The organism is Halomonas sp. DP5N14-9, assembly GCF_019802175.1.
In the GTDB taxonomy this organism is placed as follows: domain Bacteria; phylum Pseudomonadota; class Gammaproteobacteria; order Pseudomonadales; family Halomonadaceae; genus Halomonas; species Halomonas litopenaei.
In genome coordinates, this window is record NZ_JAHVHR010000020.1 from 71,104 (window position 1) to 94,894 (window position 23,791).

At 63.5% G+C, this 23,791-nt stretch carries 22 protein-coding genes; 12 read left to right on the forward strand and 10 right to left on the reverse strand.

Features of this window, described 5'->3' with window-relative positions; genetic code table 11:
- The first annotated feature begins 105 nt into the window (after window positions 1–105).
- The 6 genes from KUW00_RS11525 to KUW00_RS11550 all read left to right on the forward strand — a co-directional run bounded on the left by KUW00_RS11525 (window position 106) and on the right by KUW00_RS11550 (window position 5,384).
- Window positions 106–1,101, forward strand: coding sequence for an iron-siderophore ABC transporter substrate-binding protein (locus KUW00_RS11525; protein ID WP_045990933.1), 996 nt, complete (start codon window positions 106–108; stop codon window positions 1,099–1,101).
- Between the two features lie 73 nt (window positions 1,102–1,174).
- Window positions 1,175–2,197 carry a FecCD family ABC transporter permease gene (locus KUW00_RS11530; RefSeq protein WP_213228350.1) on the forward strand — a complete coding sequence of 341 codons (1,023 nt, stop codon included), beginning with the start codon at window positions 1,175–1,177 and terminating at the stop codon, window positions 2,195–2,197.
- Between the two features lie 147 nt (window positions 2,198–2,344).
- Window positions 2,345–2,692 carry an iron chelate uptake ABC transporter family permease subunit gene (locus KUW00_RS11535; RefSeq protein ID WP_222569138.1) on the forward strand — a complete coding sequence of 116 codons (348 nt, stop codon included), beginning with the start codon at window positions 2,345–2,347 and terminating at the stop codon, window positions 2,690–2,692.
- Window positions 2,692–3,561 carry an ABC transporter ATP-binding protein gene (locus tag KUW00_RS11540; protein ID WP_213228354.1) on the forward strand — a complete coding sequence of 290 codons (870 nt, stop codon included), beginning with the start codon at window positions 2,692–2,694 and terminating at the stop codon, window positions 3,559–3,561. The genes KUW00_RS11535 and KUW00_RS11540 overlap by 1 nt, the downstream gene beginning before the upstream one ends.
- Before the next feature lie 239 nt (window positions 3,562–3,800).
- Entirely contained in the window at window positions 3,801–4,601 is an 801-nt protein-coding gene (locus KUW00_RS11545; RefSeq protein WP_213228356.1) for an SDR family oxidoreductase, read from the forward strand.
- A gap of 93 nt (window positions 4,602–4,694) precedes the next feature.
- Window positions 4,695–5,384 (forward strand): DsbA family protein, encoded by a 690-nt coding sequence (locus KUW00_RS11550; RefSeq protein ID WP_213228358.1) that lies wholly within the window; start codon window positions 4,695–4,697, stop codon window positions 5,382–5,384.
- Window positions 5,385–5,493: 109 nt separating this feature from the next.
- Here the strand turns inward: KUW00_RS11550 and KUW00_RS11555 are convergent, their stop codons facing one another.
- Together KUW00_RS11555 and KUW00_RS11560 are read right to left on the reverse strand one after the other, a co-directional pair.
- Complete coding sequence (locus KUW00_RS11555) at window positions 5,494–6,432, reverse strand: acetamidase/formamidase family protein (protein ID WP_045990938.1); 939 nt, start codon at window positions 6,430–6,432, stop codon at window positions 5,494–5,496.
- A 118-nt stretch (window positions 6,433–6,550) separates the two neighbouring features.
- Window positions 6,551–7,897, reverse strand: coding sequence for an APC family permease (locus KUW00_RS11560; RefSeq protein ID WP_045990939.1), 1,347 nt, complete (start codon window positions 7,895–7,897; stop codon window positions 6,551–6,553).
- Between the two features lie 289 nt (window positions 7,898–8,186).
- Here KUW00_RS11560 and KUW00_RS11565 point away from each other — a divergent pair, with 289 nt between their 5' ends.
- Window positions 8,187–8,921, forward strand: a complete 735-nt coding sequence (locus tag KUW00_RS11565; RefSeq protein ID WP_045990940.1) for a FadR/GntR family transcriptional regulator — start codon at window positions 8,187–8,189, stop codon at window positions 8,919–8,921.
- Window positions 8,922–9,263: 342 nt separating this feature from the next.
- Here the strand turns inward: KUW00_RS11565 and KUW00_RS11570 are convergent, their stop codons facing one another.
- The 3 genes from KUW00_RS11570 to KUW00_RS11580 form a co-directional block, all read right to left on the reverse strand.
- Window positions 9,264–10,127 (reverse strand): glycine betaine ABC transporter substrate-binding protein, encoded by an 864-nt coding sequence (locus KUW00_RS11570; RefSeq protein WP_045990941.1) that lies wholly within the window; start codon window positions 10,125–10,127, stop codon window positions 9,264–9,266.
- Between the two features lie 142 nt (window positions 10,128–10,269).
- Window positions 10,270–11,520: a M24 family metallopeptidase gene (locus tag KUW00_RS11575; protein WP_108131689.1), complete on the reverse strand. Its 1,251-nt coding sequence runs from the start codon at window positions 11,518–11,520 to the stop codon at window positions 10,270–10,272.
- A 35-nt stretch (window positions 11,521–11,555) separates the two neighbouring features.
- Entirely contained in the window at window positions 11,556–12,446 is an 891-nt protein-coding gene (locus KUW00_RS11580; protein ID WP_045990942.1) for a phytanoyl-CoA dioxygenase family protein, read from the reverse strand.
- Window positions 12,447–12,557: 111 nt separating this feature from the next.
- On the opposite strand from KUW00_RS11580, the gene KUW00_RS11585 reads away from it, so the two are divergent.
- Window positions 12,558–13,457: a LysR substrate-binding domain-containing protein gene (locus tag KUW00_RS11585; RefSeq protein ID WP_045990943.1), complete on the forward strand. Its 900-nt coding sequence runs from the start codon at window positions 12,558–12,560 to the stop codon at window positions 13,455–13,457.
- A 39-nt stretch (window positions 13,458–13,496) separates the two neighbouring features.
- Here KUW00_RS11585 and gcvA read toward each other — a convergent pair whose 3' ends face one another.
- Window positions 13,497–14,396 carry a transcriptional regulator GcvA gene (gene gcvA / locus KUW00_RS11590; RefSeq protein ID WP_045990944.1) on the reverse strand — a complete coding sequence of 300 codons (900 nt, stop codon included), beginning with the start codon at window positions 14,394–14,396 and terminating at the stop codon, window positions 13,497–13,499.
- Window positions 14,397–14,569: 173 nt separating this feature from the next.
- Between gcvA and KUW00_RS11595 the strand changes: the two genes are divergently transcribed.
- From KUW00_RS11595 to KUW00_RS11610, 4 genes are all read left to right on the forward strand, one after another.
- Complete coding sequence (locus KUW00_RS11595) at window positions 14,570–16,063, forward strand: aldehyde dehydrogenase (RefSeq protein ID WP_045990945.1); 1,494 nt, start codon at window positions 14,570–14,572, stop codon at window positions 16,061–16,063.
- A gap of 10 nt (window positions 16,064–16,073) precedes the next feature.
- Entirely contained in the window at window positions 16,074–17,279 is a 1,206-nt protein-coding gene (locus tag KUW00_RS11600; RefSeq protein ID WP_045990946.1) for an iron-containing alcohol dehydrogenase, read from the forward strand.
- Window positions 17,276–18,469 carry a mandelate racemase/muconate lactonizing enzyme family protein gene (locus KUW00_RS11605; RefSeq protein WP_261392132.1) on the forward strand — a complete coding sequence of 398 codons (1,194 nt, stop codon included), beginning with the start codon at window positions 17,276–17,278 and terminating at the stop codon, window positions 18,467–18,469. The genes KUW00_RS11600 and KUW00_RS11605 overlap by 4 nt, the downstream gene beginning before the upstream one ends.
- 167 nt (window positions 18,470–18,636) lie before the next feature.
- Complete coding sequence (locus KUW00_RS11610) at window positions 18,637–20,271, forward strand: BCCT family transporter (protein ID WP_222569139.1); 1,635 nt, start codon at window positions 18,637–18,639, stop codon at window positions 20,269–20,271.
- A 196-nt stretch (window positions 20,272–20,467) separates the two neighbouring features.
- On the opposite strand, the gene KUW00_RS11615 is transcribed toward KUW00_RS11610, so the two are convergent.
- The 4 genes from KUW00_RS11615 to KUW00_RS11630 form a co-directional block, all read right to left on the reverse strand.
- Complete coding sequence (locus KUW00_RS11615) at window positions 20,468–20,836, reverse strand: tautomerase family protein (protein ID WP_045990948.1); 369 nt, start codon at window positions 20,834–20,836, stop codon at window positions 20,468–20,470.
- Between the two features lie 81 nt (window positions 20,837–20,917).
- Entirely contained in the window at window positions 20,918–21,757 is an 840-nt protein-coding gene (locus KUW00_RS11620; RefSeq protein ID WP_409996288.1) for an enoyl-CoA hydratase-related protein, read from the reverse strand.
- A 174-nt stretch (window positions 21,758–21,931) separates the two neighbouring features.
- Window positions 21,932–23,353, reverse strand: coding sequence for a CaiB/BaiF CoA transferase family protein (locus KUW00_RS11625; protein WP_249742824.1), 1,422 nt, complete (start codon window positions 23,351–23,353; stop codon window positions 21,932–21,934).
- Window positions 23,353–23,499: a hypothetical protein gene (locus tag KUW00_RS11630; RefSeq protein WP_156088600.1), complete on the reverse strand. Its 147-nt coding sequence runs from the start codon at window positions 23,497–23,499 to the stop codon at window positions 23,353–23,355. Before KUW00_RS11630 ends, KUW00_RS11625 begins: the two co-directional genes overlap by 1 nt.
- Window positions 23,500–23,791 lie beyond the last annotated feature (292 nt).

Genomic DNA, 23,791 nt, shown 5'->3' on the forward strand with positions numbered 1-23,791 from the left:
CTCGACATCCGCGTCGGGCGCTGTGCGCCCGACCGGCACTCGCGACACCACTGTCAAGCCGGCTCTCCTGCGAGAGCCGGTCATCCCCTCTACAAGGAAGACCCCATGCCCCTGATCCACCCACGCTGGCCGCTCGGCCTTGTGTTACTCGCCGCCGTCCAGCCTGTCCTCGCCGCTGGCGACGATGGCTATCCGATCGAAATCGAGCACGCCCTCGGCGTCACCGTGATCGAGGAAAAGCCCGAACGGGTCGCCACGGTGGCCTGGGCCAACCACGAGGTGCCGCTGGCGCTGGGAGTGGTGCCGGTGGGGTTTCCCGCCACCACCTTCGGCGATGACGATGGCGATGGCCTCTGGCCCTGGGTGGAGCAGCGCCTTGACGAGCTCGACGCAGGCCCCCCCAACCTGTTCGACGAAGGCGATGGCATCGACTTCGAGGCGGTGGCCGCGAGCCAGCCCGACGTTATCCTGGCGGCCTATTCCGCCCTCAGCCGCTCCGACTACGACACCCTCAGCAAGATCGCCCCGGTGGTGGCCTACCCCGAAGCCCCCTGGTCGTCGGGCTGGCGCGACATGATCCGGCTCAACAGCGCAGGCATGGGCATGGCCGAGGAAGGCGAGGCCTTGATCGCACGCCTGGAGGCCCAGGTGGAGCAGCAGATCACCGAGCACCCGGAACTCGCCGGCAAGAGCGCCATGCTGATCAGCCATATCAAGCCCACCGACCTCAGTCAGATCAACTTCTACAACGACAACGACGCCCGGGTGCGCTTCTTGCACGAGATCGGCCTGACCTCGCCCCAGTTCGTCACCGACAGCTCCGTTGACGGCCGTTTCGCCGGCTCCATCAGCGCCGAGCGTATCGACGAGATCGCCGATGTCGACATCATCATTACCTATGGTGGCGAGCCGCTGGTGGAGCGACTCAACGAGCATATGCTGACCTCGCGCCTGCCCGCGGTGGAACAGGGCTCGCTGGTGCTGCTCGGCAACAATCCCACCGGAACCGCGGCCAACCCGACGCCGCTGTCGATCCCCTGGGTGCTCGACGACTACGTCGAACGACTGGCCGAAGCCGCTCGCAAGCGTCAGCAACCCTGAATCAAGCGTCAGCAACCCTGAATGGAGCGTCTGGACGGGATGGATACGCACAAATGAGCAGGAAGGGAAGGATATGAAGGCAAGGCCGCTGGCGCCTGGCAGGCCACGCCATTCGCGCCCGACCGGCGTCTATCTGCTACTGGCGGCGCTGGCCGCCAGCGTGATGTTGTCGGTGGTCATCGGCGCCAGGCCGACGGATCTGACCGCGCTCATGGGTCTGCTGGATGGGCGTATCGACTCCATCGACGAAGCGGCAATCGCCAGCCGTCTGCCCCGCACCCTGCTGGCGTTGCTGGCGGGGGCCGCGCTGGCCGTGTCCGGGGCGACCATGCAAGGCCTGACCCGCAACCCTCTGGCCGATCCAGGCCTGCTCGGGGTCAACGCCGGCGCCGCGCTGGCAGTCGTCATCGGCATCGCCTGGTTCGATATGCAGCAGGCCTCTGGTTACATCTGGGTGGCCATCGCCGGCGCCGGCGCCAGTGCATTGCTGGTCTACCTGGTAGCCAACCTCGGACGAGGCGGCGCCACCCCTCTCAGGCTGGCGCTGAGCGGCGCGGTGGTGACCGCCGCCCTGACCTCGCTGACCTCCGCAGTGATTCTGCCCCGCGCCGACATCGCCGGGCTGATCCATTCCTGGCTGATCGGCGGCGTCGGCGGCGCTACCCTCGATCGCATCACCCCGGTGCTGCCCTTCCTGGCCCTGGGCCTTGCCGCGTCGCTGCTGGCGGCGCGCAAGCTCAACCTGATGGCGCTGGGCGATGAGGCGGCGACCGGTCTCGGCGAGCGCGTGGCCCTGGCCCGAGCACTGGCCGCGGTGGGGGCCATCCTGCTGTGCGGGGCGACCACCGCGGCCTGTGGTCCCATCGGATTCGTCGGTCTGGTGGTGCCCCATGCGCTGCGCCTGCTGGTCGGTGCCGACTACCGCCGCCTGCTGCCGCTGTGTGCCCTCGGTGGCGCCCTGCTGGTCGTACTGGCCGACACCTTGGGCCGGGTGCTGGTCCGTCCGGCAGAACTCGACGTCGGTATCGTCACCGCCCTGCTCGGCGGTCCGGTCTTCATCTGGATCGTCCGCCGCCATACGCTGAGGTCACTGTGACGACGACACCGACAACCTCCCCGCGAGCGACGGCCACTCAAGCCATGTCCTGCCGAGCGAAGTCCTCTCAAGCCATGTCCCCCCGAGCGACGTCCTCTCAAGCAAGGTCCACCCAAGCTACTTCACTTCGCCAGGGACCTGGAGGCGATGCGCCTGGGCGATGACATGGCCCGGGGGCTCGGTGTCAGGCTGTCGCTCACCCGCCTCGGCATCGTGGTCGCGGCGGTGGGGCTGGTCGCCTTTGCCACCGCGGTGACCGGGCCGATCGCCTTCGTCGCCTTCCTCAGCGGCCCGGTCGCCGCCTGGTTGATCCGTCACAATGGCTCGGTGCTGATCCCCGCTGCCCTGGTCGGCGCCCTGTTCGTGCTGCTGGGTGACTTTATCGGCCAGCATCTACTGCCGGCCCGCTATCCCGTGGGGGTGGTCACCGGCGTGATCGGCGCCCCCTACCTGATCACCCTCGTCATGCGCGACAACGCCCGAGGATCCACCTGATGACGCCTACCCGACTCAGTGCCCGAAGCCTGACTGCCGGCTACCGTGACCGTGCGGTCCTCGACAACATCGATCTGGAGGTCAAGCCAGCGGGAATCACCGCCATCGTCGGCGCCAACGCCTGCGGCAAGTCGACCCTGCTGCGTTCACTGTCACGCCTGCTGGCACCGCAGCGCGGCCAGGTATTGCTCGACGGCCACGACCTGCACCGGCTGCCCGCCAGGCGCCTGGCCCAGCGCCTGGGCCTGCTGCCTCAGGCGCCACTCGCCCCTGAAGGCATCACCGTGCTGGAGCTGGTCAGCCGTGGCCGCCACCCCCACCAGGGCATGTTTCAGCGCTGGAGCCGCGAAGACGATGACGCCGTCAGCGAGGCGCTGGAAGCCACCGACACCACCGGCCTCGCCGAGCGTGTGCTGGAGGAACTGTCGGGCGGCCAGCGCCAGCGGGTGTGGATCGCCATGGCCCTGGCCCAGCGCACCGAGGTGCTGCTGCTCGACGAACCCACCACCTATCTCGATATCCATCACCAGGTCGAGGTGCTCGATCTGCTCGAGGACCTCAACCGCCAGCGCGGCACCACCATCGTCATGGTGCTGCATGAGCTCAACCTTGCCGCGCGCTATGCCGATGAGTTGATCGCCATGGCCGCCGGCAAGGTCTACTCAAGCGGCCCAGCCAGTGAGGTGATGACCACCACCATGGTCAGGGAGGTATTCGGACTGGACAGCCACGTCTTCGCCGATCCCGTCAGCGGCCGTCCGATGATGGTCCCGCTGGGTCGACAGGACCGCAGGCCACACTCGCAGGCAAGGGCAGTGCACAAGGATCGTCGATCGACGGTCCCCGACACCGAAGCGTCATCATCGTGACATGACCTCGGCAGCACGCTGGGACTCGCGGTGGCGACGGTCGGCCGCCCTGATCACGATGCTGGCCAGGATACGGGCCAGGATGCCGACGCGATGCTGGCGCGATGGTTGAGCAGCGCCATCGCGGCACGTTAGGGTGCCGGATTGTCAAACGCCCAGAGGCAAGCACCCAGAGGCCTTGTCAGGCGCTACGCCAAGGCGTGCCACGACCGTTCCTTTTCCCAGACAGGAGCACGATGATGAAGACCATTCTGATCACCGGCGCCGGCAGCGGACTCGGCGAGGGTACGGCACTGGCCCTGGCCAGGGCGGGACACAAGGTCATCGCCACCACGGAGATCTGGCCCCAGGCCACCTCGCTCAAGGAAAAGGCCCGGCAGCAGGAACTGACGCTCACCGTCGAAAAGCTCGATATCACCGACAAGCGCGACCGCGACGCGGTGTTTTCCAGCTACGGACACCAGGTCGATATCGTGGTGGCCAACGCCGCCATCGGCGAGACCGGCCCGCTGGCCGAGATCCCGGTCGACCGGGTACGCCGAGTGTTCGAGACCAACGTCTTCTCGACCCTGGAATTCGTGCAGCCCTACGCCCGCGAGTTCGTCGAGCGAGGCAAGGGCAAGATCGTGCTGACCTCCTCCATCGCCGGCTTCACCACCTTCCCCTATCTCGGTCCCTACGTCGCCTCGAAGCACGCCCTCGAAGGCATGGCGCAACTGCTCTACGAAGAGCTCGCCCCGCTGGGCGTCAAGGTGGCCACCATCAACCCCGGCCCCTTCCGCACCGGCTTCAACGACCGCATGTACAACACCCTGGACCAGTGGTACGACCCCGACGCCTGCTTCACCCCTGAAAAACCGATTCGCTCGGTGCAGCAGCAGTTTGCCGGGGACGACCTGCAGCAGGACCCGGCGGCGATGATCGACGAGATGGCACGACTGATCCCGCTGGACGAGCACCGCTTCCGCAATGTCTACCCGGACAGCTTCGAGGCCAGTGCCAGGGAGTATCAGGATGGGCTGTGGGATCGCCTCATCTGAGGCTTGTCTGTTGATCGTGTCCCGGGGCCTGTAAGGTTGGTTGCCCTGCTAACGACCAACCCGGGACACCTTTCTTCAGGAGTAGAGGCCGACATGCCCACATCCCCAGATAGCCACGACAGCGACACCACCATCACCGTCGACATCGTCTCCGACGTCGTCTGTCCCTGGTGCATCATCGGCTACCGCCAGCTCGCCGAGGCGGCGCGCCAGAGCGGCATCGACATCGAGGTGCACTGGCACCCCTTCGAGCTCAATCCGCAGATGGGCGAGGAAGGCGAAAACCTGCGCGAGCATATCGCCGCCAAGTACGGCACCAGCGATGAGGACTCGCGCAGCGCACGGGAACGGCTCACCCAGATGGGCGCCGACCTCGGCTTCACCTTCAACTACACCGATGACATGCGCATGGTGAATACCTTCCGCGCCCACCAGTTGATCGACTGGGCGGAGCAGCGCTCTCCTGACGAAGGCCACCGCATGAAGCAGGCCCTGTTCAGCGCCTTCTTCACCGAACGTCGTGACCTCCACCGGATCGACGTGCTGGCCGATGTAGCGGCGAGTCTCGGCCATGACCGCGCCGAAGTAGTGACGATACTCGAGTCGGGCGAGCGCGGCGAATCGGTGCGACAGCGCCAGGCCTTCTGGCAACAGCAGGGCATCAGCGGGGTACCCGCCATGGTGTTCAACCGCCGCTACCTGGTCACCGGCGCCCAGGGCGTCGAGAACTACCAGGAAGTCCTTGCGCAGGTGGCCGCCGAGCGAGCCGAAGTGACGTCATGACGACAACGCCGGGTGCCACAACACCCGGCGTTATTGGTCAGGCCCGCGGGCCTGACCCTACGTTCTGACGAACGGAAAGGTCAGTTCAGCTCAACCCGGGATCATACACCTAGATGGCTCTAAGACTCTTCGAGCGGAAGATCGACCGAGGCATGTAGAAGGACACCACCCAGTTGGGCTGATCGACGATCTCGCTGACCCGTAGCCGCCCTGCCACGCTGCAAAGCGCGTAGGCCAGCTGCTCATCCATGCCGGCCTGACGGTGCAACCGATCGATCATGAAGCGCACCGCGTCACGGGCGCCCTGCATCAAGTCCGGCCCCACCCCGGTGGTGACCAGAAAGCCCGCATCTTCCTCGCTCGACGCTCCCGGCGGCACGTCGAACATCGGCGCAGGAATATTGCCCGCCTTGTGCAGACGCAATGTGGCCGTGGCGGCCATGCGGGTCTCTACCGCGGTTCCGCAGACCTCACCGTCGCCCTGGCAGGCGTGGGTGTCGCCGATGCTCAGAAGCCCTCCCTTGACCTGCACCGGCAGGTACAGCCGAGCTCCCTTTACCAGGTCACGGATGTCGAGATTGCCGCCGCAGATGCGCGGCGGCACGATGGAGTGCTGCCCCGGCTCGGCAGGCGCGAGCCCGATGGTACCGGCGAAGGGCCGAAACGGAATCACGATGTCCTCGTCGAAGTACACCGACTCGCTGTCGTACTCCGACACCTTGAGCCAGGGCGAGGTGAAATCGTCGGCCAGCAGCCCGAAACCCGGGATCAACCCCGTCCAGCCCCACTGCCCCGGTTCGAAGTCGACCAGCTCCACCTCGATCACATCGCCGGGTTCGGCATCCTCCATATAGAGGGGGCCACACACCGGATTGAGCTCCCCTGCCGGCAGCCGGGTCAGCGCGTCGGCCTGGCTGTGTCGGGTAATCAAGCCACCGCTGGCATCGAGAATATCGAAGCGCCGAGTATCACCGGAACTGATCGTTTCCTGCGGCTCGAGGGCGTGGTCAAAACAGTGATGAACGTCGTGTATCGTCTTGATCTTCATTCTTGTGTCTCCACCTCGAGGCGCCGGTCGTCTCCGCCGACCGACGCCTCGAGTGTTTTCAATTGGCCCTGGGCGCTGTTCTCAACATCGACGAGCGCAGGCACTTTTCAGGCAAGCCTTAGATTTCTATCTGCACGGCACGTCCACCGCGCTTGGCAAAGGCGTAGACGCCGACACCGACAACCGCCCATGCCAGCCCGATCAGCACGGTATAGGACTCGAACCCGCTCCAGATGTAGCCGACCACGGCCAGGCCAAGCAGCGGACACAGGATATGCAGGAAAGGATTGGCTGCCTTCTTCTTGAACACGAAGTAGTAGAGCGTGGTGATGTTCAGAATGATGAAGGCGGTCAGGGCGCCGATTGTCACGATGGAGGTCAACAACGCCAGCTGCTGCATGAAAGCGATCCCCGCGACGATGGACACGGCACCGACCAGCAGCGCACTGACGTAGGGCGTCTTGAAGCGCGGGTGAACGCGAGCCAGCGGCGCCGGCAGCAGCCGATCACGGCCCATGCTGTAGAGGATTCGCGCGGTCGCGATCTGGGCCACCAGGGAGTCAGCGACGCCCCAGGCGATAGCGGTGGTCGCGGCGGTCAGCACCGCCAGCCAGCCGCCCCCGGCGATACGTGCGGTTTCATAGAAGGCGGTGTCGAGATTGTTGAACGAGGCGGGATCGGGCTGGATCAGCGCCGCCACCCAGGTCTGGGCGATGAACAGGCCACCGATGATCAACAGCACCAGGAAGATCGCCTTGCTGACCGCCTTGCCACCGCCCTTGGCCTCTTCCGCCAGGGTGGAGATGCCATCGAAACCCAGAAAACTGAGCACCGCGATCGGCACCGCAGAGATGATCAGCCCCAGCGAGAAGTCATCGGCATCGTAGACCGGGGCCATCGAGAAGACGGCACCGTTGACGTTGTTGCTGATGGCCACCACCCCCACCACCAGAAACACCGCCAGCACCAGCAGTTCGGCCACCAGCATCCAGCGGTTGAAGGCGGCGGTAAAGCTGATGCCGCGAATATTGATGTAGGTGTTGAATACGACGAAGGCCACCACCAGCAGGATCGGTGACAGCGACGGGAAGATGTCGTGAATCGCCAGCGCCCCCACCACGTACAACAGCGCCGGAATCAGGATGTAGTCCAGCAGCATGATCCAGCCCGCGACGAAGCCGGCAAAGCTGCCCGCCCCGCGGGACACGTAGGAGTACACCGAGCCTGCTACCGGGAATTCCTTGGCCATCTGGGAGTAGCAGATGGCGGTAAACAGCATCCCCACCAGTCCGATGACATAGGCGGTGACGATCATGCCACCGCTGGCGCTCATGACGTGGCCGAAGATACCGAAGGGAGCGATCGGCACGATGAAGATCAGGCCGTAGATCACCAGATCTCTCAGCTTGAGCGTTCGTGAGAGTTCCTGGGTGTAGCCCAGACTCTCCAGGGTATTGTCACTCATCGGTGATTTCCTCTTGTTCTAGTTGGCAAGGCGGGGATCTCCCGCCATCGAGCGGTCGAAGACGTCCACCGGGTCGAGGCTGCCTGCGTGGCGACACTGGGCGGCCTCTTGCTGTGCATTCCCTTGGCCGGTCAAGAATCTGACGGCGCCGTGTATACTCGAACCCGCCAGCAGACCCGGACGCGGTTCGCGACCTGCGACAGTGCGCCGGACACAGCGACGTTGGCCGCTTCATTTTTAGAAAATCACACTTAAAGGTATTGTGACAATACCTTTTGGAGAGAACCCTATGATTGAACCGTCTCGAACCGACCTGCCAGGCGCCGGCGGCGCCCGCTCGGCCACCCAGGAGCTGGCGGACCGGATCGTGACGGCGATCGCCATTGGCGCTTACTCCCCCGGGGATCGCCTGCCGCCGGAGCGCGACCTGGCGGAGCGCCAGGGGGTCAGTCGCGTCACCGTCCGCGGCGCCTTGAAGATCGTGGGCGAGCTTGGCCTGATCGAATCCCGCCGTGGTCGTGATGGCGGTACCTTTGTCACCTTCAAACGGGTCGACGAGGCCTCGCCCAACACCGCCCAGCGTATCCTCGGACAGGAGCTGCCCCAGCTCAGGGACTTCTTCGACTATCGCTGTCTGGTGGAGGGGCTGGTGGCCAGAACCGCCGCCGAGCGTCACGACGAGGCCCAGGCCAAAACGTTGCAGGCGCTGCTGGACCGCTTCTGCGACACCGACGACGCCTCCGTCGCCCGCCAACTCGATGAGCGCCTTCACGACTGCATCATGCAGATGGCCGACAATCACCATCTGGTCGCGCAGTCACGCCAACTGACGGCGCGAGCCACCCTGGGATTCGGCTCTGAACCCTACCCCGCCGAATCATTGCCAAGGGCAAGACGGGAACATCGTGAACTGGTCCAGGCCATCCTCGAACGACGCGCAGACGACGCCTTCAGCGTCGCCCAGCATCACTTCACACTGACGCTTGCGATCATGGAACATTCACTGGATGGGCGACCGCTCTAGCCCGACTCCCGGGAAAGCGGCTTTGGTGAGGGGTTTGATGAAGGGCTTTAGCGCAGAGCTCAGGCGTAAACGAAGGGGGAATACTGGCCAAGCGGTAGGGACGTCGCACTAGCCTCAATGGCACCTCCCTGGTGGGGCTCCACCTCCACCATTGTCATGGTGACGAGATGGAACCCTGGTCGTTTGAAAACGTTCTTCAAACAGAAAAGTCGGTCGACTTCATGACCACAGATGGCCGTACCACCCAGGGACGACGATAGCGAAGCGGGCCGGCGACGTCGCCTTTTCTCCCATCGCGTCTTCGGGTACGGCCGGTTGCGCACGGCCCTTCAAGGCAATGGGCTAGCCGGAGGCGTCGTCGATCCAGCTATCGACCAGATCACGATTGTCGTTGATCCAGTCCCGGGCACCCTCTTCGGGATCCCCTGTTTCCTCTATCCGAGCCATCAGCGTTCCAAGGCTATCATCATCCATATGCCAGGCATTGAGCACCGATGTCAGCCAGGGATCATCCTCGTCCAGACCGGGGCGTGCCATCCAGTAGATGTCCTCGTTGTCACCATAGATCCCCTTGGGATCCTCGAGGTACTTGAGGTCGTACTCGGCGAAGGCCCAGTGAGGACTCCACAGCGTCACCACCATCGGCTCTTCGCGGCTGTAGGCACCATCAAGCGCCGCCATCATCGCCGGTCCAGAGCTATTGATCTGGTCAAAGGGCAAATCATAGGCGCTGATCACGTCGTCGGTCAGGCCCGCAATGGCAGACCCCGAATCGATGCCAAGAATTGAGGGGCCGCCCTGATACTCGTAACGCTCAGCCTGTTCCTTCAGCTCGGCAATGCTGTCGATATCGGCGTAGCTTGGGACCACCAGCCCCAGGCCAGTCCCGCGATACCAGACATCGTGGACGTCGATGCGATCGCGGTATGGTTCCAGAAAGGGCGCATCGGTGGTCGGCAACCAGATCTCGAGTGAAAGGTCGAAGTCGCCACTGGCAAGACCACTGTAGAGCACACTCTTGCCGACATCCGACAGCTCGATGTCATAGTCATGCTCCTCCTCGAGGAGAATCTTCCACATATTGGCAACGGCGATGTTTTCGGCCCAATTGTTGGTGCCGATGGTCAGTGACTTGTCGTCGGCAACGGACACATTGCCAGCAGACATGACACCCAGCGCCAGCAGAGTTACGGAAAATTTCTTCATGAAAACTCCTTCTTCTGATTGTCGGCAAGGCAAGTGGAAAAGCCTAGCATGAGACGATGCTGATCAAGCCGACGCATTTCTCATACCTTGCATGAGTTAACGGAATGCGCCACCCACGATCGGTGGCGCATCCTGGGGATCGTCAGCCCAGCAGACGGGCATCGAATGGATAGTCCGACAGCAGCTCCACCTGGCCGTCTTCGCGGACGTATAGCTGTTCTTCGAGCTTCACCCCTTCGCCCCCAGCTTCATGACCGATGAAGCTCTCGACACACAGGGTCATGCCGGGTTCGATAACGCCGTCGTAGCCCTTATCGTCGATGTCCTCGCGGTGCACGATGTAGGGATACTCGCCATTCATGCCGACCCCGTGAGCCAGGGCAAAGTAGCGGCGAGACTTGTAGGCGGGAGGAATCTCCCAGGCACGCTCGGCGTATTCCTTGAAGCTCACCCCAGGCTTGAGATTAGCCATGTTGGTCTGAATCTGGTCGTACGCCATGCGATACAGATCTTTCTGCGTCTGAGATGGGGCATCACGCCCGCACAGGAAGGTGCGCGAAAAGTCGGCGTAGTAGCCGTAGCGTCCGACCACATCGGTATCCAGCGCTACCAGCTCTCCTGACTGGATACGGCGGTCGGAACACTCCTGAAACCAGGGGTTGGTTCTCGGCCCGGAGTTCATCAGACGCGTCTCGATAAAATCCGCATCGGTCGCGACGATATGCTGGTGCAGCTTCGACCAGGCTTCGTTCTCGGTCACGCCGGGCCGAATGCTGGCCTCAAGTTGACGCACGCCCTCCTCCACAGCACGCAACGACGAGCGGATCATCTTGATCTCATTGGGCACCTTGTAGGCACGGGCCTGCTCGAGTGGCTCCTGGGCATCCAGCACCCGGTAACCACGCTCCTTCAGCGCAAACGCCGCCTGGGAGGTCGCGCTCTCCAGTGCCACCTTGCCGCCACCGCCGCACTGGCGCTGAATCAGGTCGTCGATTTCATCGGCCCAGGCCTCGGTGACCGCGTGGGTATTACGCTCGTTGAAGTAGTACGAGATCGCCTTCGCCGGACGGATCTCGTCGATCGTCGGCAGATGAGAGGCCAGATGCTCGCACCCGGAAAACTCGAACAACACTACCGGCCCCTCGGCGGGCACGAAGGCATAGCGCGCCGGGTTGCGCGAGCTGTAGACCTGCATGTTTCTGGAACCGGTGGCATAGCGCACATGGGCCGGGTCAAACAGTACCGCGGCTGAAATGTCGCGCGACTTGAGCTGAGCCCGTACGCGAGCAAGCCGGTCAAGCAGGATCTGCGGGATCTCCTGCTGCGTCGGTTCACAGTCTTCGGGGCGATGGGTCGGGGGCAGGATGCCCATTGCGTCCAGATCCATATTCATCAGCGTTGCTCCCTGGGATTGAATGGCGAAGGGGCTCAGTCGAGCAGGCCATCGGCGCGTTCGGCCCGATCCTGTTCGGCCTGGATATGCAGCTCGGACACCCGGCCATACAGCTGGCGGGTGCGCTCGAGACGACCGACCACGCCAGGCGTCTTGGAATACGCAAAGATCGCCGTCAGTCGCGGCGTGTCACCCTCCACACGAGTCACGCGATGCAGGCTGAAGCGCCCCTTGAACAGCTGAAGATCACCGGGTTGCAGGTCCAGGCGACGCACGCCTTCACGTGTTTCGCCGCGAATCACCGCGCCGACTCCCTCGTAGTTCTCCTCCTGGGGCGTACGGATGTCCGGGCAGTACTCGAAGCTGCCGCCTTCTTCTGGCGCCTGGGTCATCATGGTGACGATGAATTCATTGGTGTCGTAGTGCCATGGCTGCTGGGTGCCGTCGGGCAGCACGTTGAGCACCAGCCCGGCATAGGGATCGGCATACTCATACACCTTGTCCTCGCCAAGGCAGCGGGCGACCAGCGACTTCATGCCTGGCGAAACGTACATGCGCTGCATGATGCGATCCGCCGTGATCATGTCGCGGGTCACGAAACCGCTGGTGCGGGTCATGAACAGCCGGCGAGGATCCTGCTCAGGCAACTCGGGATCGTCAGCGGTAAAGTAGGCGTTCACCTCACGGCTGTTGTAGAAGCTCTTCTGCGCCAGTTCATGGCACTCCTCGCGCATCTGCGCCAGTCGGTCCTGGCGCAGGAAACCGCGAAGCACCGCACAGCCCTCGCGATCAAGGTCCTTGCGGGCCGTGGCGATGGCCGACAGCAGGACAGGATCATCAGGACGATCGAGAGGATAGCGTTCGCTATCGACCAGGTCTGTCAGGTCATGGCGTTCGGCATCGGCCAGTTGCTGTGCAGTAAGCATCAGGGTTCTCCTCGGTGAGCCGGGGAAGGGACGACCAGTCGACGCTGGTCTCGTCTTGGGTTCAGCGGCATAGTGGGGAAACTTCAATCATCGAGGAAACGATTCGTTCCGATGCATTCCATCGACAAAACCGATGGGCATAGCCTGCCGATCCTGGACACCGAACTGCTCAGCGCCTTCGTGGCGGTGATCGAGAATGGGGGATTCACGGCGGCCGCCCGGCAGTTGCACAAGACGCAATCGACCATCAGCCAGCGCATTCGCACCCTGGAAGAGCGCGTAGGCAGTCCGCTGGTATATCGCACCAGCCGTCAACTCAGCCTGACCGAGGATGGCGAGATCTTTCTGGTCTACGCGCGCCGCCTGCTGCAGTTGCAGCGCGAAGCCATCAGCGCTCTCGGTCATGGGGATCGCGACGGGGTGATTCGTTTCGGACTGCCTGAAAACTACGCCGAGATCTGGCTGCCGCGACTGCTGGATCGCTTCGCTCAGCGCCATCCTCGTATTCGCCCGCATATCCACTGCCGCATGTCGAGCGAGCTGATCGAGGCACTCGAGGCCGGCGAACTCGACCTGGCGCTCACGGTGCGTCACGCCAATCATGGCAATGGGGACATCCTGGCCGCCGAATCCCTAGTGTGGGCCGCCCATCGCGACTTCGATCACGACCCTCAGGCAGCGCTACCGCTGGCGCTGTTCCCCGACCACTGCCCCTACCGGCAACGCGCCCTCGACAGCCTGACGCGCCAAGGTCGCCAGTGGTCGCTGCACTACACCAGCCAGAGCCCCACCGGCCTGCGCATGGCGGTGAACCAGCGCGACGCAGTGACCGTCGCTGATCGCCGCACCCTACCCGATGATTGGCGCATACTCGGCGACACCGATGGCCTCCCGCCGCTGCCACCGGCCGAGCTCGAGCTCCATCGTTCGCCAAGCTTCCAGCACCCCGCAGGGGACGAACTGATCATGCTGATCCGTGAACTGCTGACCTCTGACACAACGATCGGCTGAAGCGAATTGGCGCGTTTCCAGTGAGCATCGACGCCACACTCACGCAGGTGGATCGCTGATCTCCTGGCGCAGCCAGCGACGAAACAGCGCCATGTTGGTGGAATCCTGCTGCTCTTGACGCGTCACCAGCCAGTAGGACTGATGGCCGGTGACCTCGACGTCCAGCAGTTGCACCAGATCCCCGCGCATCAATTCACGGCCGATCATGTGGCGATCGGCCACCGCCACCCCGATGCCATTGATGGCCGCCTGGATGGCGAGCTCGAGGACGTCGAAGGCCAGCCCCCCATCTGTCTCGACGCCTTCGATGCCTGCCGCTCGCAGCCAGTGCTGCCAGGTCTGGAAACGGTCATCGTCTCGAAGTACATGCAGCAGGGTATGACGAGTCAGATCCACCTCACGCCCTCGCCGCCCCTCCAGCAACTGCGGGGCACACACCGCCACATGGGATTCCTGCATCAGCAGCTCGGCGTCGAGCTCCGGCCATTCGCCGGCGCCGAAGCGAATCACGCCGTCCATCTCGGCATGATTCAACAGATCATCTTCGAATCGGGTGGTGATCGACAGGTCCAGCGAGGGGTGCAGCGCGTGCAGCCGACCGAGCCGCGGCACCAGCCAGCGACTGGCAAAGGTCGGCGGCACATTGATCCTCAAGTGGGATAACTGCTGCTGGTCCTCCAGCGCACCGACGGTCCAGGCGATCCGATCAAAGGACTGCCTGAGTACCGGCAGCAGCCGATTGCCTGCAGCGGTCAACCGCAATTGCCCGCCACTTCGGTCGAACAGCGCCACTCCGAGCTGCTCCTCGAGCAGCTTGACCTGGCGGCTCACGGCGCTCTGGGTCACACACAGGCGGGTCGCTGCCTGGGTAAAGCTCAGACACTGGGCGGCGGCCTCGAAGGCCTTGAGGGCGTTGAGTGGTGGTAGTGAACGCTGCATGGGCTCCCCTTAGAAAAACTCGTGACGAATCATCAATTCTGCACAAAACATCGAAGAATACCCCGATCTTCATGACTTTTACGAATGGTGCGACTGCAAAATGGTCGTTTGTTGCAGCGTCTGCTGCTGCCTAGGATGCCGACTACAGTTCATGACCTCGGGAGATTCACACGATGACAGAGCGCTCGTTGACCGACTGGCAGCAACTGGCCAGTAGCCTGAGCCTGCCGCACCAGGCCTACCTGGGCGGTCAGTTCTGTGACGCGGCCGGTGGGGCGACCTTCACCGCCGAGAATCCCGCCACCGGCGAATCCCTCGTCGCCGTCGCCGCCTGCCAGGCAGAAGACGTCGATCGTGCCGTCACGATTGCCCGTGACACCTTCAATGCGGGGACCTGGCGCGACCTGCCACCCACCGAGCGCAAGGCTTATCTGCTGCGCTGGGCGCAATTGATCGAGCAACACACCGACGAAATTGCACTGCTCGAGACCCTCGAGACCGGCAAACCCATCTCTCAGACCACCAGCGTCGATATCCCTGGGCTGATCGGTGGTCTGCGCTACTACGCCGAGGCCCTCGACAAGCTCTACGGCGAGACCGCCCCGAATGGACCTTCCAGCGTGTGCATGATCGACCGGGAGCCGGTGGGCGTGGTCGCGGCGGTAGTGCCCTGGAACTACCCCTTGATCATCGCCGGCTGGAAGATCGGCCCGGCGCTGGGTGCAGGCAATTCCCTGATCCTGAAGCCCGCCGAGCAGTCCAGCCTGGCGACGTTGAAGGTTGCAGCGCTGGCCGCCGAGGCGGGTATTCCCGACGGTGCCTTCCAGGTCGTCACCGGACTCGGCCACGAGGCCGGTGAAGCCCTGGGGCGCCACATGGACGTCGATGCGGTTGGCTTCACCGGATCCACCGAGATCGGCAAGCGGTTTCTGGCCTACTCGGCGGAATCCAACATGAAGCGAGTCGGCCTGGAGTGCGGCGGCAAGAGCCCACATATCGTCACTCGTGACGTCGAGGATCTGGACAAGATCGCGATGTATGTCGCCTACGGCGTCTGGTACAACCAGGGCCAGACCTGCCACGCCGGCACGCGACTGATCGTCGACCGCGAGGTCAAGGAAGCCCTGCTGGAACGACTGGAAAGCTGGGCCGACAAGCTGGCACCCGGCGATCCCCTCGACCCCGCCAATCAGATCGGCGCCATGATCGAGCAGCCCCAGCTGGAAAAGGTCCAGCACTACCTGGCCGAGGGCCAGCGGGAAGGCGCGCGGCTACGCTTCGGTGGTGAACGGGTTCACCGTGACAGCGGCGGCTACTACCTGACACCGGCGGTGCTGGATGACGTCAGCAACGATATGCGTGTGGCCCGCGAGGAGATCTTTGGTCCCGTACTGGTGGTGCTCACCGTGGATTCACTCGATGAAGCCATCACCATTGCCAATGACACCGACTATGGTCTGGGCGCCGCTATCTGGACCGACAAATTGAGCGACGGCCATCGCGCCGCCAAGGCCTTGCGCGCCGGTACCGTGTGGGTCAACTGCTATGACCACACCTCCATCAACGCGCCCTTCGGCGGCTTCAAGCAGTCGGGACAGGGCCGCGACAAGTCGCTTCACGCCTTCGACAAGTACACCGAACTCAAGACCACCTGGATCGAGATCTGAGGAGCCCAGCATGCGACAGGACTACGCAAACGGCCGCCAGGCTCCCGTCTTCGCAGGCCCCGGCTGCCTATCTCGCCTCCCGGAACTGCGTCGACAGCACGCAGCCAAGCGCTACCTGCTGATTACCGACGCCGGACTCGAGGCCAGCGGTGTGCTCGCCCCCTTTGTGGCCGAACTGGAGCAGGATGCAGCGCTTAGCCGCTTCGTCGCTCCTCCTGGCGAGCCTACCGTGGCGACCGTCGACCAGGCGGCTCGGGTGGTCCGCGAGCTCGACGCTCCGCTGGTGATCGGCATCGGCGGCGGCACCGCACTGGACATCGCCAAGCTGGTGGCGGCTCTGGCGGGAAGCCCCGGACAAATGGATCAGTATCTGCTGGGCCGCAGCCCGTGGTGTGGCAGGGCACCGGCGGTGATGGTCCCCACCACCTCCGGAACCGGGAGTGAAGTCACCCGCACCTCGATACTGGCCGACGACACCGGACGCAAGATGTGGGCCTGGGGTGACGAGCTGCTGCCCGATGCCGTGCTGCTCGACCCGCGACTCACTTGCTCGCTGCCTGCCCCGCTGACCGCGGCGACGGGCCTGGACGCCTTCGTCCACGCCCTGGAGGCGACCACCGGCCGCAATCGCAACCGGCTGATCGAAAGCCAGGCACTGGCCGCCATTCGCCTGATTGGTGCCTCGTTGCCCGAGGCGGTGCATGACCCGCACAACCTCCAGGCTCGCCAACAGCTTCAGGAAGCCGCCTGCCTCGCCGGCATGGCCATCGACAACGGCGGCACCGGCATCGCCCACAACATCGGTCATGCCCTGGGCAGCCTCTACCATCTGCCCCACGGAGTGGCGGTGGCGATCGCCGTCGAGGCGACGCTTGGCTGGTCGGTCACCGGGCATGAAGCCATCTTCGCCCCCAGCGCCCATGCGCTGCTGCCTGGCAGCGGTGCCGAGGAGTTGCCGGCGCTGATCCGCGAACTCGCCGACGCCAGTGCCTTCGACCTGGCACTCGCGCCGTTTACCGGCGTCGAGATGGACGCCTCGCGATTGGCCGAGGAGATGCGCGACGAGGCCAACGCACCGATGGCCAACAACGCGGCACGCCGACCCGAAGGTGATGACTGGCAGACCCTGGCGGAACTCACCGTTACCAGCTTCCAGCGTCGCCGGCAGCGTCTGCAGCAGGGTTCGTCCGCCGAAGCGCAGGAGGCACTCGCATGACGACGCCGCGACTCAACGATATGCAGCCCCCGCTCTTCACCGCCCCCGGCCAGGCGTGTCGAATTGCACGCATCGAGATCAGCCATCACCAGTTCGAGCTTGATCCCCCCTTTCCCGCAGCCTGGGACAGCCAACCGCGCCGTCGTTTCCCGGCGACCCTGGTGCGGGTGATCGACAGCGAAGGACGCGAAGGGATCGGCTCCGGGGATGTGATGTACGGCTTCGATGACTTTCGTCATCTGTTCATCGGCGAGGATCCACTCGATCTGGAGCGCCACGCTGGCGTGATCGATAACATCGGCTTCCACGCTGGCCGCTGCTGGCCCCTGGAGGTCGCCCTGTGGGACCTCGCCGGCAAGATCCTCGAGACCCCGGTCTGGCGCCTTATGGGCGGTGTCTCGAACCGTTTGCGTGCCTACGCCTCGAGCGGCACCCATCGTCCCCTCGACGAGGTGGTCGCTCTGGCAGAACAAGTGAAGGCGTCAGGCATTGCTGCCTTGAAGCTACGCTTCGGGCGTCCCCGTCTGGAAGAGGATCTGGCCGTGCTCGGCGCCGTTCGCAGTGCCGTCGGCGATGCACTGGAGCTGATGGTCGACTGCAACCAGGGATGGCGCATGCCCTGGGACGTCAAGGCACCCTGGCAGTTTTCCCAGGCGCTGGAAGTGGCCCGGGAGCTCGAGAACCAGGGCGTCTACTGGATGGAGGAACCTCTGTACCGCGGCGACTACGAGGGTATGGCCAGACTGAACGAGGCGACCTCGCTGCACATCGCCGGTGGCGAAATGACACGAGAACCCTACGAGTTCACTGAAATGCTGCGTCAGGGATGCCTCGATGTCTATCAGCCCGACGCCGTCTGCTCGGTGGGCATGCTGGGGTTGGCGCGCCTGGCCCGTCAGATCGTCGACGCCGGCAAGCTGTTCACGCCACATACCTGGGGCAACGGCATCGGCGTCATTGCCAACCTGCACCTGACCGCCGGTGCTGTCGGCCCGGCCGGCGCGCCCTATCTGGAGTATCCCTTCGACCCACCGGAATGGACACCGGAAAAGCGCGACTTCCCGCTGACAAGCCCACTACTGGCAGACAAGGAAGGATGGCTGACGCTGTCGGAGGCTCCCGGCCTCGGCCTTGACCTGGACGAAGAACGCCTGGCCGCCAACCGTGCCGACCAGGCCACCTACCAGTAGTTCGACCCACAGTCGTTCAACAAGGCTGGCACAGATCCAACTCGGCCGAGTTTGCACCACGCCGACCTGCGTCGACGCCTGGCTTCCCCGCTCCACTGACTCTGGCAGGACGCCCCGTGGCGTCCTGCCAGGGCTTCGCCCTCGCCTCCACAATAAAAGGAGTCGCTATGTTCCATCGGATGCGACCTCTGGTCTTCTGGCCCCCCTTCATCCTGCTGATTCTGTCGCTCGCCGCCAGCATGCTCGATCTAGAGCGTTTTCTGGACGTCACCGGCGGCCTCAACAGCGCCATTCTCGACAACGTCGGCTGGCTGTTCTCCCTTACCTCACTGGTGATGGTGATGACTTGCCTGATCGTCTTCCTGTCCCCTCTGGGACGAACCCGGATCGGCGGCGAAAACGCCCTTCCCATCCTCTCGCCGTGGCGCTGGTTCTCGATCACCCTGTGCACCACGGTGGCGGTAGGCATCATGTTCTGGTCGACGGCCGAGCCGCTCTATCATCTGCATAACCCTCCGGCGTCGCTGGATATCACCGCCAATAGCCTGGATGCGACCCGCTTCTCGCTGTCGACCATGTTCCTGCACTGGTCGTTCACGCCCTATGCCATCTATACCGTTCCGGCAGTGATGTTCGCCATCGCCCACTACAACATGGGCAAGCCCTTCTCGCTGGGTTCCCTGTTCACCCCTATCCTGGGCGATCGCCTTATTGGTCGCCCCGGGCGCCTGCTGGATGCGCTGGCGCTGTTTGCACTGGTCTGTGGCATGGCGTCGTCACTCGGCACCGGCGCCATGACCCTGGCCGGTGGTGTCGACCGTTTCCTCGGCACGGGAACCGGGCCGCTGGCACTGGGCATCGTGACCCTGGCGATCGTGGCGGTGTTCACAGCCTCCGCCGCCAGCGGTCTGCAACGCGGTATCGCAATGCTGTCAGCCCTCAACGCTCGAGCCTTCTTCGCCTTCATGGCCTTCATCTTTCTGTTCGGGCCGACGCGTGACATCCTCGGTTACGGGGTGGAGTCCAGCGGTGCCTATCTCGGCCAGTTCATCGAAAAGAGTCTGTTTACCGGCGCCCTGGCCGATGACCCCTGGCCAAAGGACTGGAGCATCTTCTACTGGGCCAACTGGATGGCGTGGGCGCCCATCACGGCGCTGTTCCTCGGTCGCATTTCGCGAGGCTACACGGTGCGCCAATTCATGCTGATCAACCTGGTCGCCCCCGCACTGTTCGCCATTGCCTATGTTTCTGTCACCAGCGGCAGCATCCTGCACATGGATCTGAGCTCGGGCGGCAGCATGCATGCCCTGCTTCAGGAAAGCGGTCCCGGGGCCATGGTCTACGCGCTCCTCGACGAGCTGCCGCTGGGTGGGCTCAGCGCCATCGCCTTTCTGACAATTGCCTTTCTCTCCTACGTCACCGCCGCAGATTCCAACACCAAGGCCATCAGCCAGCTATGCAGCAACGACAGCCAGGCCGCCCTCGCCGGCGATGGCAACGATGACAATGCCAGCTACCGTCTTCCGCTGAAGATCCTGTGGGGCTGCACCATCGGTGCGGTCGCCTGGATCATGACCAGCTTCGTCGGCGTTGATGGCATCAAGATGCTGTCCAACCTGGGCGGCTTCCCGGCACTGCTGATCGTCATCCTGGCCACGGCGTCATTGCTGCGCCTGGTCAGTATGGGTACCGCTGGCGCAGGCATGGAACGCACCCCCTCGCGCACCTACTCACAGGAGGCCCACGAACGCTGGCAAAGACACCAGCAGCTCAACGAGGCCGTACCGCCCGATAACCAGTGAATCCTCTGTCCCGATTCTCAGGCAGGCCAAGGCAAGGCCTGCCCCATAAACTGAGAGCCTCGGCTCCCGCATCCTGTTCGCCAGGCAACCTCGATGCCGGGCGGCTCGCCCCTTCGCCGCCATCACGTCTTGGCTTTCTACGCCTAAAAAAATGGCCCGCTATTCGCGGGCCATGGTCGTCTCGGCGCGTCCGTCTTCAGGTTTCACAGAACTGCGCCACACCATCCCTGAATGACCAGTCGATGTCCTGGTTCTCGGTGATGGTGATCATGACGTTATGCGGGGGGATGCCGGGGTTTTCGGCAAGTGACTCGACGACCCTGGCGTAGAAGGCCTTCTTGTCGGCGTCCGGACGGCCACTTCGCATCACCAGGTGCATCATGACGCGATCAGAATCACGCCGTTGCAACTGCAGGTTCTCCGGCTCGCACTCATTGATCACCTGGTAGCGATCGTCGTCGGGGAAGCCCATGGTATCGATGACGGCGGCGTTGACCTGATCCGCCACGGCCCTGACGTAGTCTCTCGACTTCCCTTTCACTAGATTGATCGTCACAAACGGCATCCACCCCTCCTGTCCCGGTCAATGATTGACGCTCTGTATTCGACGCTGTTGGTTGTCTTTCGTCGCGAGCTCGGCCGACGTCTAGCGATGGCGGAAGACCGGCGCACGCTTCTTGACGAAGGCATTCATGCCTTCCTTCTGCCCCTCGGTGGCAAAGGCCGCCTGGAACAGCAGACGCTCCTGGCGCAGGCCTTCCGCCAACGGGGTCTCGAAGGCCGCGTTGACCGCTCGCTTGGCCATCTTGACGGCTGGCGCGTTGTAGCCTGCGATGGTGTGCGCCGCCTCGAGGGCATTCTGCATCAGCTCATCCTTCGGCACGACTCGCGCCACCAGCCCGATCTCCTTGGCCTCCTGGGCGCCGATGTTGCGACCGGTCAGCACCAGGTCCATCGCCATCGCCTTGCCGACCGAACGTGCCAGACGCTGGGAGCCGCCGATGCCGGGCAGGATCCCCAGCTTGATCTCGGGTTGCCCGAACTGGGCATCGTCTGAGGCGATGATCATGTCGCACAGCAGGGCCAGCTCGCAGCCGCCGCCCAGCGCAAAGCCGGCCACCGCAGCGATGATGGGCTTGGAAATCTGGCGCACCTCGTCCCAGGGGGCCAGGAAGTCATCCATGTAGAAATCGGTGAACGACTTCTCGGCCATCTCCTCGATATCGGCGCCGGCCGCAAAGGCTCTCGGGTTGCCGGTAATCACGATGGCACCGATGCCGGGGTCGGCGTCCAGCTCGCGCATTACCGCGAGCGTTTCTTCCGCCAGTTGGCGATTGAGTGCGTTCAAGCTTTTCGGGCGATTCAGGATGATCAGCCCGACCCGTTCGCGGCGTTCCACCACGATCATCTCTGGCTCACCGTTACCTGCCTCAAGCGACGCCTCCGAGGCGACATTCTGTGTTTGTTCTTCGACCTTCTTGTTCATCTCTTGTCTCCTGACGTTACCCGTAAACCAGCTGCGTATCAGTTTGATACGCTCCCAACTGCGGCCGCCACCTCGCCTGGTCGTGATGCGACCTGACAGCGCCGCGCCACACCGGATATTCACGACCCGATATCGCCAAGCGGCGTACATCTGATGAAAAAACGCGTCTGACGACTAGGGTTTTCCGACCCGCTTGCCCAGATCTCGAGCGGGTGCTTGACCCTGTTTGTCGGAGGCCGACTGGCCACCCTTTATCCGGGTGGCGGCGCTGCCACTCGCCTTGCACGAGTCTTGCCTGGCCATCGCTGCTTGATCGCTCTGGGCTCCTTGACGTTGCCCCGAAGATGTCGCGCCGGCCTTGGCCGACCGCGCCTTGCCGGCTTGCCCTGGCGTGGAAGGCAGGCAATAGGAACCGTGACGCGCCATCAACTCATCGAGAATGGCCTGTCGATGTTGACCCAGGCCTGGCGCCACCAGCGGTGTGCCGCTGCCAAGGTCCACCCTGCCGGTCATCTTTATCGGGTTGCCCGCCGTCCTGAAGGGCTTCCCGGCGCTTCCCTGGACCTGGACGATCATGTTTCTCGCCTTCAACTGGGGATGATCGAGCAGTTTGTCGATGGTGTTGATCGGCGAGCAGGGAACGCCTTCCTCGTTGAGCAGGTCGACCCAGTGCTGCACGGGCCTGGTCGTCAGGATGCGTTCCATCTCCTCCACCAGCGCCGGGCGATTCTGGCAGCGAAGATCATTGGTGATGAACCGGGGATCGAAGGCCAGTCGCGAGGCGCCGATGGCATCGGCCATCAGCAGAAACAGGGTGTCGTTGCCGGCGGCGATGACCAGCTTGCCATCCTCGGCCTTGAAGCTTTCGAAGGGCGCCAGCGACGGGTGGCAATCACCGGTTCTATTCGGCACGACGCCTTCGATGTCGTAGCGTGCCAGCGCCGTTTCCATCATCGCCGCCTGGCAGTCCAGCATGCCGATATCGACACGGGTCCCCTGGGCGTCCTTGGTTCGGCTGTACAGCGAAGCAATGATGCCCACCGCCGCAAACAGGGCCGCGCTCAGGTCGCCAAAGCTGGTACCGACTCGGGCCGGTTCACCGTCCGGCCAACCGGTCAGACTCATCACGCCGCCCATGGCCTGCACCACCATGTCGTAGCCTGGCAACTCGCTGAATGGGCCGGTGTGACCGAAGCCTGAAATCGAGGAATAGATCAGGTGAGGATGGGTCTGGGCGAGGCGCTCCGGACCATAGCCAAGACGCTCCATGACCCCGGGTCTGAAGTTCTCCACCAGCACATCGGCCTCGTCCAGCAGGCGCTCCAGCAACTCGCGATCACGCGGCGACTTGATGTCCAGTACGATGCTTTCCTTGTTTCTATTGAAGCAACTGAAGTAGGCACTTTCGTTTTCGACAAAGGGGCCGAACTCTCGTGTATCGTCACCGGTGCCGATCTTCTCGACCTTGATGACGCGGGCGCCAAGGTCCGCCAGGACCATGGTGCAGTAGGGCCCTGCAAGCACCCGCGAGAAGTCCAGTACCGTCACGCCGTCCAGAGGCCCTTTCTTTGGTTCGTCCAGTGGTGTGTTGGCCATCAACTTGTCTCCTGTGTTGTTGTATCGAGCGCCAGCGTCAGCTGGCGACTGGCCACACCGGAGGCACGGTGGCAGGCGTGCTGATGGCCCGGAGAGGCACGTTCACCGATCTGGCCAGCGACGAGATGGGAAGCGATAGCGGTCATGGGGATCGGCCCTTTATAAAATTTGTTTAATCTGCACCGAGGGGAATCGACCCTTGGCGGGGCTCCTTCTTGGTTATGCCTCAGAATATGGGGACCACAGACCAGTACAATTCAGTTATTCGCAACCCAGATATAAGTTTTGAAAATATCAAAACCCACTAAGTGAGAAGCCGATACGGTACTCACCGCCCGAGGCGCGCCAGCATCACGATGGTGTGCCCAGCCGATCGACATCACGACGACATCTCCCGCTGGTGAACATGTCCTGGCGTTGCATCTAAAGTTGAAGCCA

What these genes read in the sequence shown, in the direction of transcription:
- KUW00_RS11575 (WP_108131689.1), bottom strand. Translation starts at nt 11,520, where the DNA reads ATGAATATGGATCTGGACGCAATGGGCATCCTGCCCCCGACCCATCGC.
- gcvA (WP_045990944.1), bottom strand. Translation starts at nt 14,396, where the DNA reads ATGCAGCGTTCACTACCACCACTCAACGCCCTCAAGGCCTTCGAGGCC.
- KUW00_RS11560 (WP_045990939.1), bottom strand. Translation starts at nt 7,897, where the DNA reads ATGAGTGACAATACCCTGGAGAGTCTGGGCTACACCCAGGAACTCTCA.
- KUW00_RS11630 (WP_156088600.1), bottom strand. Translation starts at nt 23,499, where the DNA reads ATGACCGCTATCGCTTCCCATCTCGTCGCTGGCCAGATCGGTGAACGT.
- KUW00_RS11555 (WP_045990938.1), bottom strand. Translation starts at nt 6,432, where the DNA reads ATGAAGATCAAGACGATACACGACGTTCATCACTGTTTTGACCACGCC.
- KUW00_RS11540 (WP_213228354.1), top strand. Translation starts at nt 2,692, where the DNA reads ATGACGCCTACCCGACTCAGTGCCCGAAGCCTGACTGCCGGCTACCGT.
- KUW00_RS11605 (WP_261392132.1), top strand. Translation starts at nt 17,276, where the DNA reads ATGACGACGCCGCGACTCAACGATATGCAGCCCCCGCTCTTCACCGCC.
- KUW00_RS11550 (WP_213228358.1), top strand. Translation starts at nt 4,695, where the DNA reads ATGCCCACATCCCCAGATAGCCACGACAGCGACACCACCATCACCGTC.
- KUW00_RS11580 (WP_045990942.1), bottom strand. Translation starts at nt 12,446, where the DNA reads ATGCTTACTGCACAGCAACTGGCCGATGCCGAACGCCATGACCTGACA.
- KUW00_RS11570 (WP_045990941.1), bottom strand. Translation starts at nt 10,127, where the DNA reads ATGAAGAAATTTTCCGTAACTCTGCTGGCGCTGGGTGTCATGTCTGCT.
- KUW00_RS11620 (WP_409996288.1), bottom strand. Translation starts at nt 21,757, where the DNA reads ATGAACAAGAAGGTCGAAGAACAAACACAGAATGTCGCCTCGGAGGCG.
- KUW00_RS11565 (WP_045990940.1), top strand. Translation starts at nt 8,187, where the DNA reads ATGATTGAACCGTCTCGAACCGACCTGCCAGGCGCCGGCGGCGCCCGC.
- KUW00_RS11600 (WP_045990946.1), top strand. Translation starts at nt 16,074, where the DNA reads ATGCGACAGGACTACGCAAACGGCCGCCAGGCTCCCGTCTTCGCAGGC.
- KUW00_RS11530 (WP_213228350.1), top strand. Translation starts at nt 1,175, where the DNA reads ATGAAGGCAAGGCCGCTGGCGCCTGGCAGGCCACGCCATTCGCGCCCG.
- KUW00_RS11525 (WP_045990933.1), top strand. Translation starts at nt 106, where the DNA reads ATGCCCCTGATCCACCCACGCTGGCCGCTCGGCCTTGTGTTACTCGCC.
- KUW00_RS11610 (WP_222569139.1), top strand. Translation starts at nt 18,637, where the DNA reads ATGTTCCATCGGATGCGACCTCTGGTCTTCTGGCCCCCCTTCATCCTG.
- KUW00_RS11585 (WP_045990943.1), top strand. Translation starts at nt 12,558, where the DNA reads ATGCATTCCATCGACAAAACCGATGGGCATAGCCTGCCGATCCTGGAC.
- KUW00_RS11595 (WP_045990945.1), top strand. Translation starts at nt 14,570, where the DNA reads ATGACAGAGCGCTCGTTGACCGACTGGCAGCAACTGGCCAGTAGCCTG.
- KUW00_RS11625 (WP_249742824.1), bottom strand. Translation starts at nt 23,353, where the DNA reads ATGGCCAACACACCACTGGACGAACCAAAGAAAGGGCCTCTGGACGGC.
- KUW00_RS11535 (WP_222569138.1), top strand. Translation starts at nt 2,345, where the DNA reads ATGCGCCTGGGCGATGACATGGCCCGGGGGCTCGGTGTCAGGCTGTCG.
- KUW00_RS11615 (WP_045990948.1), bottom strand. Translation starts at nt 20,836, where the DNA reads ATGCCGTTTGTGACGATCAATCTAGTGAAAGGGAAGTCGAGAGACTAC.
- KUW00_RS11545 (WP_213228356.1), top strand. Translation starts at nt 3,801, where the DNA reads ATGAAGACCATTCTGATCACCGGCGCCGGCAGCGGACTCGGCGAGGGT.